17 protein-coding genes are annotated in these 17,724 nt (G+C 61.9%); 16 read left to right on the forward strand and 1 reads right to left on the reverse strand.

Annotated elements, in window-relative coordinates:
• The first annotated feature begins 69 nt into the window (after positions 1-69).
• Both K7W03_RS09655 and K7W03_RS09660 read left to right on the forward strand, forming a co-directional pair.
• Positions 70-564, forward strand: a complete 495-nt coding sequence (locus K7W03_RS09655; RefSeq protein ID WP_222886176.1) for an ATPase — start codon at positions 70-72, stop codon at positions 562-564.
• Complete coding sequence (locus tag K7W03_RS09660) at positions 557-1,171, forward strand: F0F1 ATP synthase subunit B (protein WP_222886177.1); 615 nt, start codon at positions 557-559, stop codon at positions 1,169-1,171. The genes K7W03_RS09655 and K7W03_RS09660 overlap by 8 nt, the downstream gene beginning before the upstream one ends.
• 447 nt (positions 1,172-1,618) lie before the next feature.
• Here the strand turns inward: K7W03_RS09660 and K7W03_RS09665 are convergent, their stop codons facing one another.
• A complete protein-coding gene (locus K7W03_RS09665) occupies positions 1,619-2,674 on the reverse strand; it encodes an NAD(P)-dependent alcohol dehydrogenase (RefSeq protein ID WP_222886178.1) in 1,056 nt (351 codons plus the stop codon).
• A 178-nt stretch (positions 2,675-2,852) separates the two neighbouring features.
• Between K7W03_RS09665 and uvrC the strand changes: the two genes are divergently transcribed.
• The 14 genes from uvrC (at position 2,853) to K7W03_RS09735 (ending at position 17,720) form a co-directional block, all read left to right on the forward strand.
• Positions 2,853-4,766 (forward strand): excinuclease ABC subunit UvrC, encoded by a 1,914-nt coding sequence (gene uvrC / locus K7W03_RS09670; RefSeq protein WP_222886179.1) that lies wholly within the window; start codon positions 2,853-2,855, stop codon positions 4,764-4,766.
• A gap of 166 nt (positions 4,767-4,932) precedes the next feature.
• Positions 4,933-6,600: a histidine kinase gene (locus K7W03_RS09675; RefSeq protein WP_226870002.1), complete on the forward strand. Its 1,668-nt coding sequence runs from the start codon at positions 4,933-4,935 to the stop codon at positions 6,598-6,600.
• A 145-nt stretch (positions 6,601-6,745) separates the two neighbouring features.
• Complete coding sequence (locus K7W03_RS09680; protein WP_061938746.1) at positions 6,746-7,531, forward strand: hypothetical protein; 786 nt, start codon at positions 6,746-6,748, stop codon at positions 7,529-7,531.
• Positions 7,532-8,186: 655 nt separating this feature from the next.
• The gene (locus K7W03_RS09685; protein WP_061938743.1) at positions 8,187-8,378 is read left to right on the forward strand and encodes a Flp family type IVb pilin; all 192 of its coding nucleotides are present in this window, start codon (positions 8,187-8,189) and stop codon (positions 8,376-8,378) included.
• 22 nt (positions 8,379-8,400) lie between these two features.
• Positions 8,401-8,598 (forward strand): Flp family type IVb pilin, encoded by a 198-nt coding sequence (locus tag K7W03_RS09690; RefSeq protein WP_025546518.1) that lies wholly within the window; start codon positions 8,401-8,403, stop codon positions 8,596-8,598.
• Between the two features lie 66 nt (positions 8,599-8,664).
• Positions 8,665-9,594: a Flp pilus assembly protein CpaB gene (cpaB, locus tag K7W03_RS09695; protein WP_222886181.1), complete on the forward strand. Its 930-nt coding sequence runs from the start codon at positions 8,665-8,667 to the stop codon at positions 9,592-9,594.
• Between the two features lie 10 nt (positions 9,595-9,604).
• A complete protein-coding gene (locus K7W03_RS09700) occupies positions 9,605-11,086 on the forward strand; it encodes a type II and III secretion system protein family protein (protein WP_222886188.1) in 1,482 nt (493 codons plus the stop codon).
• Between the two features lie 14 nt (positions 11,087-11,100).
• Positions 11,101-11,382 (forward strand): hypothetical protein, encoded by a 282-nt coding sequence (locus K7W03_RS09705; protein WP_044661951.1) that lies wholly within the window; start codon positions 11,101-11,103, stop codon positions 11,380-11,382.
• A gap of 21 nt (positions 11,383-11,403) precedes the next feature.
• Positions 11,404-12,981: a pilus assembly protein TadG-related protein gene (locus K7W03_RS09710; protein ID WP_044661952.1), complete on the forward strand. Its 1,578-nt coding sequence runs from the start codon at positions 11,404-11,406 to the stop codon at positions 12,979-12,981.
• A gap of 9 nt (positions 12,982-12,990) precedes the next feature.
• Positions 12,991-13,518 carry a TadE/TadG family type IV pilus assembly protein gene (locus K7W03_RS09715; protein ID WP_025546526.1) on the forward strand — a complete coding sequence of 176 codons (528 nt, stop codon included), beginning with the start codon at positions 12,991-12,993 and terminating at the stop codon, positions 13,516-13,518.
• Positions 13,515-14,132 (forward strand): TadE/TadG family type IV pilus assembly protein, encoded by a 618-nt coding sequence (locus K7W03_RS09720; RefSeq protein ID WP_044661953.1) that lies wholly within the window; start codon positions 13,515-13,517, stop codon positions 14,130-14,132. Before K7W03_RS09715 ends, K7W03_RS09720 begins: the two co-directional genes overlap by 4 nt.
• Positions 14,133-14,152: 20 nt before the next feature.
• The gene (locus K7W03_RS09725) at positions 14,153-15,364 is read left to right on the forward strand and encodes a pilus assembly protein CpaE (RefSeq protein ID WP_319024304.1); all 1,212 of its coding nucleotides are present in this window, start codon (positions 14,153-14,155) and stop codon (positions 15,362-15,364) included.
• Positions 15,364-16,719, forward strand: coding sequence for a CpaF family protein (locus K7W03_RS09730; RefSeq protein ID WP_044661955.1), 1,356 nt, complete (start codon positions 15,364-15,366; stop codon positions 16,717-16,719). Before K7W03_RS09725 ends, K7W03_RS09730 begins: the two co-directional genes overlap by 1 nt.
• Positions 16,719-17,720 (forward strand): type II secretion system F family protein, encoded by a 1,002-nt coding sequence (locus tag K7W03_RS09735; RefSeq protein ID WP_025546534.1) that lies wholly within the window; start codon positions 16,719-16,721, stop codon positions 17,718-17,720. Before K7W03_RS09730 ends, K7W03_RS09735 begins: the two co-directional genes overlap by 1 nt.
• The last annotated feature ends 4 nt before the right edge of the window (positions 17,721-17,724 follow it).

Below are 17,724 nucleotides of genomic sequence, written 5' to 3' on the forward strand. Positions count from 1 at the left end.
AGGGGTGGCCGGTCGGCCGCCATGCCCGTCCTCTGATTGACCGCGCCCTGATCGGACGGACCCGAAAAAATGCCTCAAATCGCGCAAATTGCCGAAACCTTTTCATCGCAGATCTTCTGGCTGCTGCTGACATTCGGTTTCGTTTTCTTCGTCATCGGCCTCGGCATGGTGCCAAAGGTTCAGGCGACGGCCGATGCGCGCGACGCGAAGATCACCGGCGATCTGGACGCCGCCAAGGCGGCTTTCGCCCGCGCCGATGAGGCGGAGGCCGACTATCGCGCCCGCGACGCCGAAAGCCGTGCTGCCGTCCAGGCCAGCCTGGCCAAGGCGAAGGTGGAGGCAGCCAAGGCTTCGGAAGCCAAGCTGGCCGCCGCCGATGCGGACATTGCAGGCCAGATCAATGCGGCCGAAGCCCGTATCAAGGCTGCCACCGACGCAGCCATGGCAGAGATTGAAACCGTTGCCGCTGATGCAGCGCGCGACATGGTGGCTCGCATTTCCGGCGTGAACGCGTCGGAAGATGCAGCCCGCAACGCAGTAAAGGCGGCACTGGCCCATGGCTGAGGCAGCAGCACAGCATAGCGAGACGGAAGCCCCGCACCTGAATGAGGCGATCCATTCGGAGGGGATGGAGCCGGTCGGCACCGTCGCTCACGAAGGCGTGGCCCCGCACACCGACCCGAAGGCCGTCGGCATGGATGCCACGGCCTGGGTCAGTCTGGCGATGGCGGTGTTCATCCTGATCCTGTTGATCAAGAAGGTGCCCGGTCTGATCGGCGGCGCGCTGGATGGCCGGATCGCGCAGATCAAGACGCAGTTGGAGGAAGCCTCCAAGCTTCGCGCCGAAGCCGAAGCGCTCAAGGCCGAATATGAAGCCAGGCTGGCGGCTGCCGCCGGCGAGGCGGAGGCGATGCGCAAGTCGGCCGAGCATGAAGCGGCAACGCTGCTGGAGGACGCCAGGGCCAATGCCGTCGCGCTGGTCGCGCGTCGTCAGAAGATGGCGGAGGACAAGATCGGCGCGGCTGAGCGCGCGGCGGTCGCAGGCATTCGGTCCAAGGCGGTGAACGCCGCGACCGGCGCCGCGGCGGCGCTGATCGCTCAGGGCCATGATGCGCAGGCCGATAAGCTTCTGGTCGATGACGCGATCAGGGGGCTTGGCCCGAGCGTCTGACAGACACTGCCGAGGATTGAATTGAAAGGCCAGTGCGGTTTCGCGCTGGCCTTTTTCTTTGAGCGGTGAAGCGGTTTTGGATCATCGTGCAGAAAAGCCAGTCCTAGCCTGTCGGAGGATGGGAACCGGTTTCCCGCTTGAAAGAATGCGACTACAGAAACCTGGAGCGCGCGACCCGCGCCCGATTTATCGCAGCGCGCTCTGGAGCGCCGTTCAAGCCTGTGGGATCACCTGCTGGCTCGTCAAAGGCGGCGAATAAAGGGTGGGGAAGCCGAACGGATACGACAGGATCAATCCGCTCTGCGTTGGAGTTTTCGGGCAGACCATCCTTAGCAGACGAGGGCGGAACGGAGTTTCCACCTCCGCAGGAACCCATATCTGCATTCTGGGAGGGCAGGCCCGGGGTCGATCAATGGCCGGCGACGGGGCCGGCCACTGATCTGCCGATCACGCTGCCGCCAGCGACGCGCTATCGATGACGAAGCGATATTTGACGTCGCTCTTCTGCATCCGGTCATAGGCGGTTTCGATGTCCTGCATCGCGATCATCTCGATGTCCGCCGTGATGCCCTTTTCAGCGCAGAAATCGAGCATCTCCTGCGTTTCGGCAATGCCGCCGATCAGTGAACCGGCAATCGACTTGCGCCCGAAGATCAGCACGCCGACGCTGGGCGAAGGGTGCGGATGTTCCGGTACGCCCACCAGGCACATCGTGCCGTCGCGCTTCAGCAAGGTGGTGAAGGCGTCGAGATCATGGCTGGCGGCCACCGTGTTCAGGATGAAGTCGAAACTTCCACCATGGGCGGCCATCTGGTCCGGATCGCGCGAGATGATGACTTCATCGGCGCCAAGGTCCAGCGCATCCTGCCGCTTGCTTTCCGAAGTCGTGAAGGCGACGACATGGGCGCCCATGGCATGGGCGAGCTTCACCCCCATATGGCCGAGCCCACCGATCCCGACGACACCGACCTTCTTGCCGGGTCCGACATTCCAGTGGCGCAGCGGCGAATAGGTGGTGATGCCTGCACAGAGCAGCGGCGCCACAGCCGCCAGTTGATCCGCCGGATGGTTGATCTTCAGGACGAACTTCTCGCTGACGGTGATGCTTTGCGAATAGCCGCCGAACGTATGACCGGGCGCATCCGGCGTCGGACCGTTATAGGTGCCGACAAAGCCGTTCTCGCAATATTGCTCCAGCCCTTCGTCGCAGGCCGAACAATGTTGGCAGCTATCGACCATGCAGCCGACGCCGACCGTGTCGCCGACCTTGAACCGGGTGACGCCGTTGCCGACGGCGGTGACATGGCCGACGATCTCATGGCCGGGAACGCAGGGGTAAAGCGTGCCGCTCCATTCGGAGCGGACCTGGTGAAGATCGGAATGGCAGACGCCGCAATAGGCGATGGCGATCTGCACGTCATGTTCGCCGGCCGGGCGGCGTTCGATGTCGATGGGTTCCAAGGGCTTATCGGCGGCATGGGCGCCATAGGCTTTCACGATCATGATCGGCTCTTCCTTCAAGGAGGAGCGGCCTCCCTGAAGGGACCGCATTATGCAGGATAGCGCTACCAGTTCCGGCAGCAGCAGGAAGATAGGAAGGGTCAGCCAAGGATCAACGAGGACGGGCCGAAATTTAGTCCCATGCCATTGCGATCCGGGACCATCCCGCTATTTCTCCCTCATGTCGCGTCCCCAATCCCCCGATCGCTTTCATGAAGACAAGGCCACCTTCACCGTCACCGGCAGCCAGCCCGACATAGAGGCCGGCGTGGAGGCGATCCGCACGACGCTCAAAACCCTGCCGACCCGCCCGGGCGTCTATCGCATGCAGGATGCGCGGGGCGATGTGCTTTATGTCGGCAAGGCGCGCGCGCTGCGCAACCGGGTCACCAACTATACCCAGGTCGACCGCCTGCCCAAGCGGGTCCAGCGCATGGTCGCCCAGACCCGCTCGATGACGATCGTCACCACCAACAGCGAGGCGGAAGCCCTGCTGCTGGAGGCGCAGCTCATCAAGCGTTTCCGGCCACCCTATAATGTCCTGCTGCGGGACGATAAAAGCTTCCCCTTCATCCTGCTGCGCGAGGATCATGACTTTCCCCGTGTCCAGAAGCATCGCGGCGCGCGCAAATATAAGGGGCGCTATTATGGCCCCTTTGCCAGCGCCGGATCGGTGACGCGAACCATCAACGCGCTCCAGAAGCTGTTCCTGCTCAGAAGCTGCACCGACAGCTTCTTTGCCAATCGTTCGCGGCCCTGCCTCCTGTATCAGATCCGCCGCTGTTCCGCCCCTTGCGTGGGCCGGATCGACGATGCCGCCTATGGCGAGCTGGTCAAGGACGCTCAGGATTTCCTCGGCGGCAAATCGACCGCCGTACAGAAGAAGCTGGGCGAGGCGATGCAGGCGGCTTCCGACGCCATGGACTTCGAGCAGGCGGCGGTGCTGCGCGACAGGCTGAAGGCGCTGACCTTCATCCAGGGCAGTCAGGCGATCAACGCCGAGGGGCTGGGCGACGCCGACATCTTCGCCCTGGCGACCAAGGGCGGAGCGATGTGCATCCAGGCCTTCTTCATCCGCGGCGGGCAGAATTGGGGCCATCGCAGCTTCTTCCCCGTCCATACCGCCGAAGTGGCGGAGGACGAGGTGCTCAGCAGCTTCATGGCGCAATTTTACGAGGAAGTGCCGCCGCCCAAGCTGATCCTTGCCGACCGGGCGCCCGCCGAATGCGAGCTGATGGCGCAGGCGCTGACCGAGCGCATCGGGTCCAGGGTGCGGATCGAAGTGCCACAGCGGGGCGACCGCACCCGCCTCATCAAACAGGCGCAGCGCAACGCGGTGGAGGCGCTCGACCGGCGGCTGGCGGAAACCACGACGCAGGCGAAGGTGCTGGAGGAGATGGTCGAGACTTTCGGGCTGGACGGGGTGCCCGACCGCATCGAAATCTACGACAACAGTCACATCCAGGGCGCTCATGCCCTGGGGGCGATGGTCGTCGCGGGTCCGGAGGGCTTCCGCAAGAACGCCTACCGCAAGTTCAACATGAAGAACCCGGAAACCTCGAACGACGATTTCGCGATGATGCGGGAGATGTTCGAGCGGCGCTTCGGCCGCGCGGCGCGCGAGGACCCGGATCGCGACAGCGGCGAATGGCCGGACCTGGTGCTGATCGACGGCGGCAAGGGGCAATTGTCCGCCGCCCGGACGATATTGGAGGATATGGGCATAGAGGATGTCTGCATGATCGGCATCGCCAAGGGGCCGCATCATGGCCGCGAGGGGCGGGAGGTCTTCCACATGCCGGACGGGCGGGAGATCACTTTCCCGCTCAACCATCCCGTGCTCTTCTACCTTCAGCGGCTGCGGGACGAGGCGCACCGCTTCGCCATCGGCGCGCACCGGCAGAAGCGCAGCAAGGCGATCACCGTCAGTTCGCTCGACGAAGTGCCGGGCATCGGCCCTTCGCGCAAGAAGGCGCTGCTGATGCATTTCGGAACCGCCAAGGCCGTGAAGAGCGCGGCGTTGGAGGACCTGCTGAAGGCGCCGGGCGTATCCAAGGCGGTGGCGCAGCAGGTCTATGATTATTTCCACGGCTGAGCGATGGCGGGGGTGATCCGGATTGCCGCGGCCATATTGCCCGGACCGTCGGATTATCTCTGCGACGAATGGATCGCCATTTGACCATCGCCATTTGACCGGGGCATGATTTCCTTTCCATAAGAAGCGGCTCGACAGACATGATGCATCGGGCCGGATGGGGGATATGCGTCACGCGATGAATGGGCCGGGCGAAATCGCTATGCGCTTGAGCTGGTGGGACATGCGGGCGCTTTCGGCATTGCGTCCGTGGCAGACGCTGGATTTCACCCGACTGTTGCTGGCCGTCATCTATGCCGTCGTCAGCTTCGGCTTCTCCAGCGCGCGCCACTGGGCGGAAAGCGCGGAGCATGTGCTGATCCTGCTCATGCTGCTGCTGGCGTTTTCGGCGGTGCTGCTCTCGTCCCGCTCCTGGGTGACGGACATGCGGATCAGGCGGCCGGTCATCTATCTGGACACATTGCTGTTCCTGGCCCTGCTGGTCGTCACCAACCCGTCCAACAGCCCTTATTTTTCCGGCAGCTTCTTCGTGGCGGTGGAAGTGGCGCTGATCGTGCGGCGGCGGTTCCATCTGCTCGTTGCCCTGGCGGCGGGCACGGCTGCGGTCGGCGTCACATGGCTTGACGAGATCGCCTCCCTGCCGTCGGAGCCGGAAGCGGAGCGGGTCGTGCTGCGTGCCTGCTATCTGGCGGTGGCGATCCTGGTGACCGGCGTGCTGCTCGGGCCGCGCCGGGAAACGCTGTTGCAATTCGAGCGGGACAGGCGGTTGCTGGAAGGGGAGCTGCCGCCCGCCGGGAGCGATCATGGCCCGTTCCTGCTCCATGCCCTGCGGCTTGCGAGCCGCGGACATGGGGTTGCCGTGCTGTTCCGCCTTGCCAGCCATGAGCCCCTGCGCTTCGCCAGCAGCGCGGCTCGGGAAATGCCTGCGGTGGATTGCGGCAATTTGCTGACGGCAGAGACCGGTTGGCATGACCGGTCGAGACATGCGTCGATCTCGCTGTCGGCGGATGGAATAGCCGTGCTGGGACCGTTGTCGCCGGGCGGTCAGGCATGGACGGCGCTGCTGGACGCAGAAACGCTTCTGACGGTAAGGGTGACCATCGGCACCTTCGAGGCGGTGGGCGCGGCCTGTCTGGACGATCCCTGCCATGAGGATCGGGCCGCCATCGCGCAGCGGGTCTTCGAAAGCGCATGTGAGGAACTGACTGTCCGCAACAGCCTGGACCTCGCGCATGTGATCGCCGGTGCGCGGGAGCGGGAGCGGCTGCAGCGGGAATTGCACGACAGCGTTCTGCAGGCGCTGGCCAGCATCCGTTTCCAGATCGCGCCGCTGCTGGCCGGGCGGCAGGTCGAGCCGCTCGCCGTGATCGAGAATGTCGACCGCATCGCGAAGGACCAGATCGCCACGATCCGCTGGATCATCAATCCGGACGTGGATGAGGAGGATTTCGCCTATCTGCCGGAGACGCTGGCGATGGTGGTGCGCTCCCTGGGCGAGCAGTGGGGCATAGGCTGCGAGTTGAAGGTGGAGGACGGCAATTGCTCGACCAGCGCGATGATCGGCCGGGAACTGAGCTTCGCCGTGCGGGAGATCGTCGCCAATGCGGTACGCCATGCGCGGGCGACCATGGTGAACTTCGCGCTGGAACCGGACGGCAACCGCATCGCCCTTCAGGTGAGCGACGATGGCGTGCCCAATATGGCGCGGCTGGGATCGAGCGGGGCAGTGCCTTCGCGGTCGCTGATGAGGCGGATACAGATGCTGGGCGGGGAGGTGTTCCTGCAGAATATCGGCGGTCGGACGACGATCCGCATCACCGTTCCGCGCAAGTAACGGGCCGCCGGGCTTTATCTTTTCCAATGGCTCACCATATCTGGACGGCCGCGTAGAACCTTTCCCGCGATTGCGCATTTACCGGGCGTTTACCAACATCGCGGATAGTCGCGGCAAGGTTCGGCGTTCGAAGGAGTCCGGTTCCATGGTGCGAATGGTCAGGGACCGTCTCTACCGCAAGAGCGTGGCCGTCGTGCTGTCGATGCAGGTCAATCTGGAACGCATCGTCGTCATCTGGATCATGGCTGCCGCCTTCGCCTGCGGCCTGCGGCTGGCCTTTCCGGCGACGCCCTACAGCGGAACGCCCTGGGGAAGCGGGGCGGGCCTGCTGCCCTATATGCTGGTGGTTGGCGCGCCTGTTGGATCGCTGCTGCTGGGATTGAAGCTGTTTCCGGCGGGACGCATCCATGCCCAGCCCGCCTTTCGACTGGCGCAGGTGGGCCGCTGGCGCAAGGTCGACTGCCTGAGAGCGCGGGAGATGTCGCAATTCGGCCTCTATGGCGTGATGGCGTCTCTGCTGGTGGGAATTGCGGTGAACGTGCCGGTGCGCACGCTGGAATTTCTCAGCTCCATTCCCGCGTTGGGCAGCTATTCGCCGCCCTGGTTCGTCGGTCTCTACGGCGTGATGCTGGCGGATGTGGTGATATTGTCCAGCCTTTACATGTTCGCCTTTGCCATGGCCCTGCGCCTCGTGCCGCTCTTCCCTCGCTTTCTCGTAATGGTCTGGGGTGTCGACCTGCTGGCGCAGTTGGGCATCGCCCATCTGGTGGCGGGGATCGACAATGTGCCGCATGGCGTCGACGCCGCTTTGCTGGACATGCTGACAGGCAATGTGAAGAAGGTCCTGATCAGCGCCGCGATCTGGCTGCCCTATCTGCTGCTGTCGGATCGGGTGAACCTCACCTTCCGTCATCGGGTAAGTGCGAGGTAAGGAAAGCGGCAACATTTGTTCCTGAATGGGACAGGTGCAAACCGCTTTATTTCCGGGCCTTTGTGCGACGATTCGCGGCTGATTCGCGATGATCGGTGCGAGTGGCGGCGGTTGCTCTGGTCAAGTTATCGATCCTGTCTGCCCCGAATAGCCTAGAACGAAGGTATTAGTCGCCCGGGTAATTCAGCGGCGGACGGCCAACTATTCCTCTCAAATAAGACAGGCTTGAGTTCCTGAGAACTGTTATTTTATTCAAAATGAAATTCGGATAATATTCTTTGAATTTCAGTTTGACTGTGATATTTTGAAATAGAGAAAAATAAAAATCTCAATAACATAAAAGAAAATCTCTAATTTTCTAAAAGCATATATCCAAAGATATATTAGAAAAATACCATTGTTTACTTAAAGTAATGAATCTGGTTGACGGAAAAGGTTAACAAAAAATTGCTTTAAGATTTTGAAAAATATATATATTTTTTACCATGTTGACTTGCATCAGCTTTGGTCCAATTTGAAGGCAAGTTCTACGGGAACTGCCAACTACCTGGTGATCGGAGCATACCGGCGCCGGGGTCGCGAGGTGGACAGGCCCCTACCGTGGAGCTGAGCAAGAGCAACTGGGAATTGCTCCCAGCGAGTAGGGGTAAAAGATATGACCTTTTTGAAAAGCCTGTGGGCCGACCAAAGTGGTGCGTCGGCGGCCGAATATGCTTTGATCCTGGCGATCGTGGGGACGGGTATCGCGCTGGCGGCCTGGAATCTTGGCGGCGCGATCAAGAACTCGATGAATGCGGCGACCAACTGCATCAAGACGGTCGGTACGAACACGCAGCCCAGCTGCTAAACTGTAAATAGGGGTGAGGGACATGACTTTTTTCAAAAATCTTTATGCTGATCAAAGCGGCGCATCGGCGGCTGAATATGCTTTGATCCTCGCTATTGTCGGTACCGGCATTGCATTGGCTGCCTGGAACCTTGGTGGCGCGATCAAGAACTCGATGAACTATGCCACCAATTGCATTTCGACTGTCGGCACAGGTAATTCTCCGTCAGCGAACTGCTAATGATGAAATAGGAAGGCCGGTCACATCACTGGCCTTCCTATACCTTCAATTCCGGGGGGAGTTGTCGTGGGGCAGCGCAGATCACTTATAGTCCTAGGCCTCGCAATATTGTTGGGCCTTGCGGCCGTTTTCGTCGCCAACGCCTATCTGAGCCGTGCCGAAAAGGCGCCGCCACCGGAAGGCGGAATGACCAAGGTCGTAGTGGCGACCGTCTCGCTGCCCTTCGGATCGGCGGTCGCCGCCGAAAAGATCCGTGTGGTCGACTGGCCAACCAGCTCGGTGCCTCCCGGAGCTTTCCGCGACCCCATCCAATTGACCTCCCTCGGCAAAGGCCGCGTCGTCCTCCGGCAAATCGAGCCCGGCGAACCGATACTGGCCTCCAAGCTCTCCGGGGAAGGCGGGCGGGCCACGATGTCGGCGGTCCTGGCTCCAGAAATGAGGGCCGTCGCCGTACGCGTGAGCGATGTAGCCGCCGCGGGCGGCTTCGTGCTTCCCGGCGACACCGTCGATGTCTTCGTCACTCGCACCCTTCAGGACCCGGCAGGCGGCGGCAGCCAGCAGATCACCGACGTCCTGCTTCAAGGCACGCGGGTGATCGCCATCGACCAGAACGCCAATGACACGTCCAAGGACCCGGCCGTCGGCAAGACCGCGACGCTGGAGGTCAACCAGGTCGACGCGCAGAAGCTGGTTCTGGCGCAGCAGGTCGGGCAACTCACGCTGGTCCTGCGCAATATCACCGACAAGCCCAATCCCGCCGTGCAGACCGTCGGCATAGAGGATTTGCGCGACGGCGCCTATGTGGGCGGTTTTGCCGGCCCGCGCGCCCGCGTTGCCGACCTTGCCTATCTGCCGCCGCGTCCGGCCTCCGCGTTCCGTCCCGCACGCCGCGCGATTCCGAAGAACACGAACGCTCTGCCGTCGACCGCATCGGTCGAGATCGTGCGCGGCACGACCGGCACCAGCTATGAGGTGAAGCGCTATGGTTCCCGCTAAGTCCTTGCCGATGCTGGCATTGTCCCTGGCGCTGGGCGCCGGTGCGTCGCTGCTGCCCATGCAGGCGCAGGCGCAGGTCGCCTCGCTCAACGTCAATAACGCCAACCATGCCGGCCAACTCGACGTGCCCCTCAACAAGAGCCAGGTGCTGACCGTCGACCGGCCTTTTTCCAAGGCGTTGGTCGGCAATGCGGAAATCGCTGACGTCCTGCCCATGACCAACCGTTCGGTCTATGTGCTGGGCAAGAAGATGGGCACCACCAGCCTGACGCTCTACGACAGCCGCAACATGATGATCGCGGTAGTCGATGTGGCCGTAGGCCCCGATGTCGTGACGTTGAAGCGGCAATTGTCGGAACTGTTGCCCGGTCAGCCCATCGGCGCCCGCATTTCCAATGACGCTGTGGTGCTGACCGGCACCGTGTCGAGCGCGGCGGCGGTCGACCGCGCAGTGCAGATCGCCAAGACCTATGCCGGTGACAAGGTCGTCAACATGATGTCGGTAGGCGCCGCTCAGCAGGTGATGCTGGAGGTGCGCTTTTCCGAAATGACCCGCAGCGCGGCGAAGCAGTTCGGGATCAACACCGCTTTCCTGTCCGATAGCGGCAAGGTGGTGGGCGGCATCGGCAATGCGGCGCAGTCTTCCGCCATCTTGTCTGACACCAATGGTCGGCCGATTGTGGATCTGAGCAAGATTCTGGACAGCTTCGGCATCGGGGCGGCGAATTATTCGGTGGGCAGCCTCAACCTCACCACTGCACTGGACGCGCTGGAGCGCAAGGGCGTCGTGACCACGCTGGCCGAGCCGACACTGGTCGCGCTGTCGGGCGAAACGGCGTCTTTCCTGGCGGGCGGCGAGTTCCCGATACCGGTATCGCAGGGCGGCAATAGCGGCGGCAGCGGCAATAACGGCGGCAATTCCATCACCATCGAATTCAAGCCCTTCGGTGTCAGCCTGGGTTTCACGCCGACAGTGCTGGAGGATGGCATCATCAATCTGGTAGTGGAGCCGGAGGTAAGTTCCATCGATCCGTCCGCTTCGGTGACGATCAACGGTCTCACCATCCCGGGCCTGCAGACGCGGCGCGCCAGCACCACGCTGGAATTGCGCGACGGGCAGTCCTTCGCCCTGGCAGGGCTGCTGCGCAAGGATTTCCAGGACACGGTGCGGCAGTTTCCGATCCTGGGTTCCATCCCGATTATCGGCGCACTGTTTCGTTCCAGCGGTTTCCAGAAGAGCGAGAGCGAGCTTGTCATCATCGTGACGCCGCGCCTTGTGAAGCCGATGCGGGCAGAGGATGTGCGCCTGCCGACCGACCGGGTCGCGCCCCCGCACGAACTCGACCTTTTCCTGATGGGACGGACGGACAAGGCGGTGGGGATCAATCCGCTCGATCCCAATTCGATGCCGCCCGAAGCGCCCAAGAACGCGCCTGCGCCTGCCAAGGAAGCGCCCGCGACAGGCAAGGCGCCCAGCGGATATGAGCTGTGAGCAGGAGGTTGACGATGCGTGCACTTTATCTTGCCCCGGCTCTGCTTCTGCCCCTGCTGGCAGGCTGCACGGCGAACGACCCGACCTTCGGCGGCGCGGTGCGCAGCAATTATGCGATGCAGGTGATCGATCCCGACCCGCATTATGAAGGTACGTTGGTCGAGGGCGGTGATGGCCAGCGCTCGGCCGCGGCGGTGGAACGCTATCGCACCGACAAGGTGAAGAAGCCCCAGTCGATCCGTACCACCAGCGGTACTGGAGGCGGTGGTGGCGGTTCCGGCGGTGGAGCCAACTGAACGAGGAGGATGAGAGATCCCATGTCTCGCGCTCGGAAAAGCTTGCTGCAGTCGACAGGCGGTGCGGTCGCTCCGACGGTTGCGCTGTCGCTTTTCGCGCTGATCGCAGCAGGCGGGATTGCTTTCGATTATGCACGGCTCGCCGGAATGGACAGCGAGTTGCAGAGCGCGGCGGATCAGGCGGCTCTGGCAGCGGCAAGTCAACTTGACGGTGCGACTGGCGCGTGCAGCAGAGCTGCAAATGCGGCAAGGAACCTGATTGCCAATAGCAGCCGTTTCGCAAATGATGGCTCAACGCCGCGCATCACGATTGCGGATGAGCCCGCCTGCGATGCTACAGGGGCAATCCGTTTCTACGAGACCAAGGACAAATCCAAGGCCGCAACGAACGACGCAACAGCCAATTTCGTTGAAGTCACCGTTGGCACGCGATCCGCCTTTTATGCCTTGACGCCGATAGTATCCGCAATTTCTTCCGGCCCTGTTTCGGGGACAGCTTATGCGGGTGTGGGTTCCGCCATCTGTGGAGCCGTTCCATTCTTCATCTGCAATCCTGACGAGCCTGATGGCAACACCAATTCCCATTACGCGGTTTCAATTCCATCCGGCACAGGCATCGTGATGGCGGAAGGAGGCACGCAATGGGGGCCCGGTAATTTCGGCTTCGTCGATCAGGCAGGCAGGGGTGCAAGCAGCGTAGCAGAGGCTCTTGCTTCTAATGCCTTGTATAGCAATTGTGCGCCGACCGAAAATGTGACGATGGAAACGGGCAACCTGCTCAACGCCGTGCGGGATTCGCTCAATATGCGGTTCGACTTTCCGCCCGGCAATAGTTCCGCATGTTCCAATCCTCCCTGCTCACCTTCAACTAATGTGCGCAAGGACGTGGTTCGCGGTGCAACCTGTTCCTGGGAGGAAAATCCGGCTGACAATACCAACTATGAGAGCAAACGTTACCGGCCAACGACCGCCGCTGCGCTGAGTCCTACCATTACGCCGGAAATCATGGGCTTCCCGCGCGACCTGATGCATTCCATCGGCGCGAGCAATTATACCTCGCGCATCGGCAACGGCGTGTGGGACAGGGCCGCCTATTTCCGATCCAATCATCCGAGCGTTGACTGGCAAAACACCGCTGGTCTGGGGCCCAATGTCACCCGCTATCAAACCTATCTTTGGGAAGCGGAGGATCCAGCGGCCCGCCTGGCACCAAGGGCGACGGCGGGTAATCCCAATCTTTCCACTTACAGCACGCCTCAGGCGGGACAGTGCAATTATCCGGGCGTGGCGCCCAATACGAACAACATAGACAGGCGACGCCTGACCGCTGCCGTGGTCAATTGCAAACTTGCCGATAAGAACAAGCAACTGAATGGCAAGAAGACGATTCCGGTGGCGGGTTACATCGACGTCTTCATGGTGGAACCTAGCATGGATCGCACCAAATGTGGGGGCACTCCGAGCAACCAGACTGGCTGTTCCGCTTCCTACACGAGCAGAAATGACGTTTATGTGGAAGTCATCGGCTCATCGGGCACCGGCGAAGGTGGCGGCACCCCGCAGATCACGCGGCGCGATACTCCGCGCCTGATAGAGTGAGGCGGAGCGATGTTTGTGCGCCTTTTCAGGGAGCAGTCGGGTTCGTCCGCCGCCGAAATGGCGCTCGTGACGCCCTTGCTCATCGCGCTGATGTTCGGCGCTTTCGAACTCGGCAATTATTTTCTGAGCGAGCATGTCGTGGTCAAGGCGGTGAGGGATGGCGCCCGCTATGCCGGCCGGCTGAGTTTCTCGAATTTCAGTTGCACCACGGCGTCGACCGATAATGTTCCGGGCGGCACCGTCGAGGCGGACACGCGCAATCTGGTTCGAACCGGGCAACTGACCGGCGGCAATGCGCGTCTCACCGGATGGACCGATCCGCAGTCGATCAGAGTCACCTATGATTGCGTCGATCCGGCAAGTGTCAGCGCTTCGGGTATTTACGAAGGGATGAATTTCATTCCCGTCGTGAAGGTGGCGACGTCAACCGACAATGCTCACCGGCTTCAATATCAATCGTTATTCAATAAGCTGGGATTCGACAGTAGCACCTTGTATCTGAACGCCAGTTCTCAATCGCCGGTGATGGGGTTATGAGCAAATCCTTCACCGCCCTGATCAGAGACAGCCGGGCCTCCTCCGCAGCCGAGTTTGCGTTAGTTTTGCCGCTGCTGCTTATCTTCCTGCTGGGCATCATTGATGTCGGGCGGTTGATGTGGACCTGGAACCGTGCGGAAAAGGCTACCCAAATGGGCGTCCGTTACGCCGTCGCCACCGATCCGGTGGCAACCGGCATCGCGACATACAGCTTCGCGACCGGGAGTAGCAGCATCGCACAGGGGTCATCGATAGGCACATCCTATTTTTCATCGATGACATGCAATTCCACTGCCTGCGGTTCATGCAGCGGCAGCGCATGCAATTCCCTGATAACACCCTATAACTCGGCGGCTTTCACCAATATTGTCAATCGGATGAAGGCATTCCTGCCGGAATTAGGTGCAGCCAATGTCGAGGTTCAATATGATAATTCCGGTATCGGTTATTCCGGTGATCCAAATGGCCCAGATATAGCGCCGCTGGTCACGGTACGAATAAAAAACATGGCCTTTCGGCCTATAGCGCTCATCCTTTTCAGGGCATCGATTCCATTACCCAGTTTCAGCGCCGCTCTCACCATGGAAGACGGCCAGGGCTCGGCATCAAATTGAGGGACAAGATCGTGGGCATCGTGACGAACGCAACGGAACCCGTCGAGAGCTGGACCCTCAATATCGGGGATGAAGGCCTTCACCTCATCCTATCGGAGCAGGAGGTGCAGGCATCCGACATATTGGGCGATCGCCTGACGGGCCAATCGCTCACCCTGTCCATGCTGGGCGCGGGGGAGGCTGTGCCGGCGCAACTGGTGGCCGATGCCAAGGCGATCATCATCGAGGTTCAGCCAGACAATGAAGCCTCCATGGTGCGGCTCGCCGGCCTTCGCGCGGCTCATCCGAAGCTGATGCTGGTGGCGGCCGTGCGTGGCGCGCAGATCGCCGTCGTGCGCGCCCTGTTGCGCAGCGGGATCAACGACGTCATCGAACTGCCGCTGCGCGCCCATGATCTGGCGGCGATATTGGACGATCTGCGCAGCCGCATCGCAGCCAGCCGTCAGGACGACGTGAAGACCGGCCAGCTCGTGTCCATCATCAAGAGCGTTGGCGGCGTCGGCGCGACGACCATAGCGACGCAGGCGGCCAGTCTTCACGCACGCTCGACAAAGCAGGGCAGCGGTGAGGTCTGCCTGTTCGACTTCGACATACAGTTCGGCAATGCCGGCACCTTCCTGGGGATTTCCTCGCCCCTGACACTGGCGGACCTTCTCAACGCGGGCAGCCGCGTCGACAATGAGCTGTTGCGGACCGTCACCGTGGAAACTTCGACCGGCCTCAGGGTCGTGACCGCGCCGGCGGACATCATGCCGATCGAGGCGGTAAATGCCGATCAGGTCTTCCGCATCGTCGAACTGGCGCAGCGCGGTTTCGATACGGTCTATCTGGACCTGCCGGGCAACTGGACCAACTGGTCGATGTCGCTGGTGGCGCGTTCGCAGGTCGTGTTTCTGGTGTGCGAACTCACCATCGCCAGCCTGCGGCAGGCGCGCCGTCAGATTTCGCTGCTCCGCGATCAGGACATCGATCCCGCGCGCATCCATGTCGTCGCCAACCGCGTGGAGAAGAAATTCTTCCGCGCCATCGGTCTGGAGGATGCGGCGGCGGCGCTGGATCATCCGGTGAAGCTCAGCATCGCCAACGATTTCCCGCTGGTCAGCTCGGCGCTGGACCAGGGCGTATTGATCCAGGAGCTGAAGGCGCGCAGCCGCATCTGCAAGGATATGCAGGACATCGTCGATTGCTGCATCCAGGCTGCTAAGGCCGAAGGTCAGGCGGAGAAAGGCTGATGTGGCAGATCCGAAAAGGCGAACGCGGCGACCCTAGGGACGAGGTGGGACCGGTAGAGACCGAGGCCGCCCATCTGGAGGAGGACCGGCATACCGAACTCAAGGTGGCGCTGCACCAGAAGCTGATCGACATCATCAATCTTTCCGCGCTGGAAACCATGTCGCGGGCGCAGGTGGAAGCCGAAGTGGGCGAGATCGTCCATGAGCAGCTCGCGCTGCAGAAGCATGCGCTCAATCTGGAAGAGCGCCGCCGGCTGGTGTCGGACATATTGGATGAGCTGCTGGGACTGGGGCCGCTTGAGCCGCTGCTCAAGGACCATAGCATCACCGACATATTGGTGAACGGGCACAAGGTCGTCTTCGTGGAGCGCAATGGCCGGCTGGTCGAAACCGCGACCCGGTTCAAGGACGAGAAGCATCTTCTGCGCATCATCCAGAAAATCGTGGCGGCGGTGGGACGGCGGATCGACGAATCCTCCCCCTTTGTCGACGCGCGCCTTGCGGATGGCTCCCGCGTCAATGCCGTGGTTCCGCCGCTGGCCATCGATGGATCGCTGCTTTCCATCCGCAAGTTCGCGAAGGTGCCGATCAGCATGGCGCGCCTCACTGAATTGGGCAGCGTGCCCGCGCCGATGGCGCAGGTCCTCTCCGCTGTGGTGGAGGCGCGGCGCAACGTGCTGATTTCCGGCGGCACCGGTTCGGGCAAGACGACCCTGCTCAACGCGATGTCAGCCGCCATCGATGAACATGAACGCATCGTCACCATCGAGGATTCGGCCGAACTGCAATTGCAGCAGCGCCATGTCGCGCGGCTGGAAACCCGTCCCGCCAATATCGAGGGCAAGGGAGAAGTCACGCAGCGCGACCTGGTGAAGAATGCGCTGCGCATGCGGCCCGACCGCATCATCGTGGGCGAGGTCCGCGCCGGTGAAGCCTTCGACATGCTTCAGGCCATGAACACCGGCCATGACGGATCGATGACGACCGTGCACGCCAACACGCCGCGCGATGCGCTGTCCCGGGTCGAGCAGATGATCGGCATGAGCGGCATCGACATCTCGCCGCGTTCCGCCCGCGCGCAGATCGCTTCGGCGCTGAATGTGATCGTGCAGGTGGGACGGCTGGCCGATGGCCGCCGCCGTCTGCTCAGCCTGTCGGAGATCACAGGCATGGAAGGGGAAGTCATCACCATGCAGGAAATCTTCCGCTTCAAGATGACGGGCCGCGACGAGAACAACATGGTGCGCGGCCATTTCGAGGCGACCGGCATCCGTCCCAAATTCATGGGTGAACTCGCCGACCGGGGCATAGCCCTGCCGGCCGAATTGTTCCGGCCCGATGCGGTGATCCACTGATGAACCCGCTTTACATCCGCGTCTTCGTCCTCGTCCTGCTGTTCGCGGCGGTGATCCTGACGATCGAGGGCATTGCAGGCTGGCTGCGCGCGCGTGCGACGACCGATCGCGTGGTGAACCGGCGGTTGAAGATGATCGCGGCCGGTTTCGAGCGCAGCACGGTACTCTCCAAGCTGCGGCGAAGCGACGAGGCGGTGAGCTTCGACCGCTCCTCCCTGTTCGGACGGGCGGGGCTGGGGGTGATGCGGGTGCTGCATGGCGCCGGACTGACCTTTCCGGCGCGCACGGTGCTGATGCTGATGCTGATCGCGGCGGGCGTGCTGTTCCTGCTGGTGATGGTGGGCGGCATGGCGGCGGGTTACGCCCTGACGGCGGGGATGTTCGTGATGGCGCTAGCCTTTGCGGGCGCGTTGGGCATCGCGCTGCCGATGATGGTGCTGACGCGGCTTGCCCAGCGGCGGCGCAAGAAGATGGAGGAGCAGTTTCCGGTCGCGCTGGACACCTTCGTCCGTGGCCTGCGCGCCGGCCATCCGATTGCCGCTGCGCTGGACCTGCTGACCAAGGAGATGCGCGATCCGATCGGCAGCGAATTCGGCATCGTCGTCGATGAAGTCACCTATGGCGCCGACCTGCGCGATGCGTTGCAGCGCATGGCGGAGCGCTGGGACATGAACGAGATGCATATGTTCGTCATCTCCCTGTCGGTGCAGAGCGAGACGGGAGGCAATCTTGCGGAGATCCTGGAAAATCTGTCGACCGTGATCCGCGAGCGGGCGAGCCTGTTCATGAAGGTCCGGGCGCTCAGTTCCGAAGGACGCATGACGGCGGTGATGCTGACCGCCCTGCCGATCCTGGCCTTTGTCGGCCTGTTCCTGGTCAATCCTGCCTTCTATCTCGATGTCGCGCAGGACAGCATGTTCATCATCGGCTTTGTCGGCTTGATCGTCCTCTACCTGATCGGCTTCGTCACGATACGCCGCATGGTCGACCTGAAGGTGTGATGCG

The organism is Sphingobium sp. PNB (genome assembly GCF_019873065.1).
Taxonomy (GTDB): Bacteria; Pseudomonadota; Alphaproteobacteria; order Sphingomonadales; family Sphingomonadaceae; genus Sphingobium; species Sphingobium fuliginis.

Excerpts from the sequence above, each read along its gene's own strand:
- K7W03_RS09700 (WP_222886188.1), top strand. The coding sequence starts at position 9,605 with ATGCTGGCATTGTCCCTGGCGCTGGGCGCCGGTGCGTCGCTGCTGCCC.
- K7W03_RS09705 (WP_044661951.1), top strand. The coding sequence starts at position 11,101 with ATGCGTGCACTTTATCTTGCCCCGGCTCTGCTTCTGCCCCTGCTGGCA.
- K7W03_RS09730 (WP_044661955.1), top strand. The coding sequence starts at position 15,364 with ATGTGGCAGATCCGAAAAGGCGAACGCGGCGACCCTAGGGACGAGGTG.
- K7W03_RS09685 (WP_061938743.1), top strand. The coding sequence starts at position 8,187 with ATGACCTTTTTGAAAAGCCTGTGGGCCGACCAAAGTGGTGCGTCGGCG.
- K7W03_RS09665 (WP_222886178.1), bottom strand. The coding sequence starts at position 2,674 with ATGATCGTGAAAGCCTATGGCGCCCATGCCGCCGATAAGCCCTTGGAA.
- K7W03_RS09720 (WP_044661953.1), top strand. The coding sequence starts at position 13,515 with ATGAGCAAATCCTTCACCGCCCTGATCAGAGACAGCCGGGCCTCCTCC.
- K7W03_RS09735 (WP_025546534.1), top strand. The coding sequence starts at position 16,719 with ATGAACCCGCTTTACATCCGCGTCTTCGTCCTCGTCCTGCTGTTCGCG.
- K7W03_RS09675 (WP_226870002.1), top strand. The coding sequence starts at position 4,933 with ATGCGTCACGCGATGAATGGGCCGGGCGAAATCGCTATGCGCTTGAGC.
- K7W03_RS09690 (WP_025546518.1), top strand. The coding sequence starts at position 8,401 with ATGACTTTTTTCAAAAATCTTTATGCTGATCAAAGCGGCGCATCGGCG.
- K7W03_RS09660 (WP_222886177.1), top strand. The coding sequence starts at position 557 with ATGGCTGAGGCAGCAGCACAGCATAGCGAGACGGAAGCCCCGCACCTG.
- K7W03_RS09710 (WP_044661952.1), top strand. The coding sequence starts at position 11,404 with ATGTCTCGCGCTCGGAAAAGCTTGCTGCAGTCGACAGGCGGTGCGGTC.
- K7W03_RS09715 (WP_025546526.1), top strand. The coding sequence starts at position 12,991 with ATGTTTGTGCGCCTTTTCAGGGAGCAGTCGGGTTCGTCCGCCGCCGAA.
- K7W03_RS09680 (WP_061938746.1), top strand. The coding sequence starts at position 6,746 with ATGGTGCGAATGGTCAGGGACCGTCTCTACCGCAAGAGCGTGGCCGTC.
- K7W03_RS09655 (WP_222886176.1), top strand. The coding sequence starts at position 70 with ATGCCTCAAATCGCGCAAATTGCCGAAACCTTTTCATCGCAGATCTTC.
- uvrC (WP_222886179.1), top strand. The coding sequence starts at position 2,853 with ATGTCGCGTCCCCAATCCCCCGATCGCTTTCATGAAGACAAGGCCACC.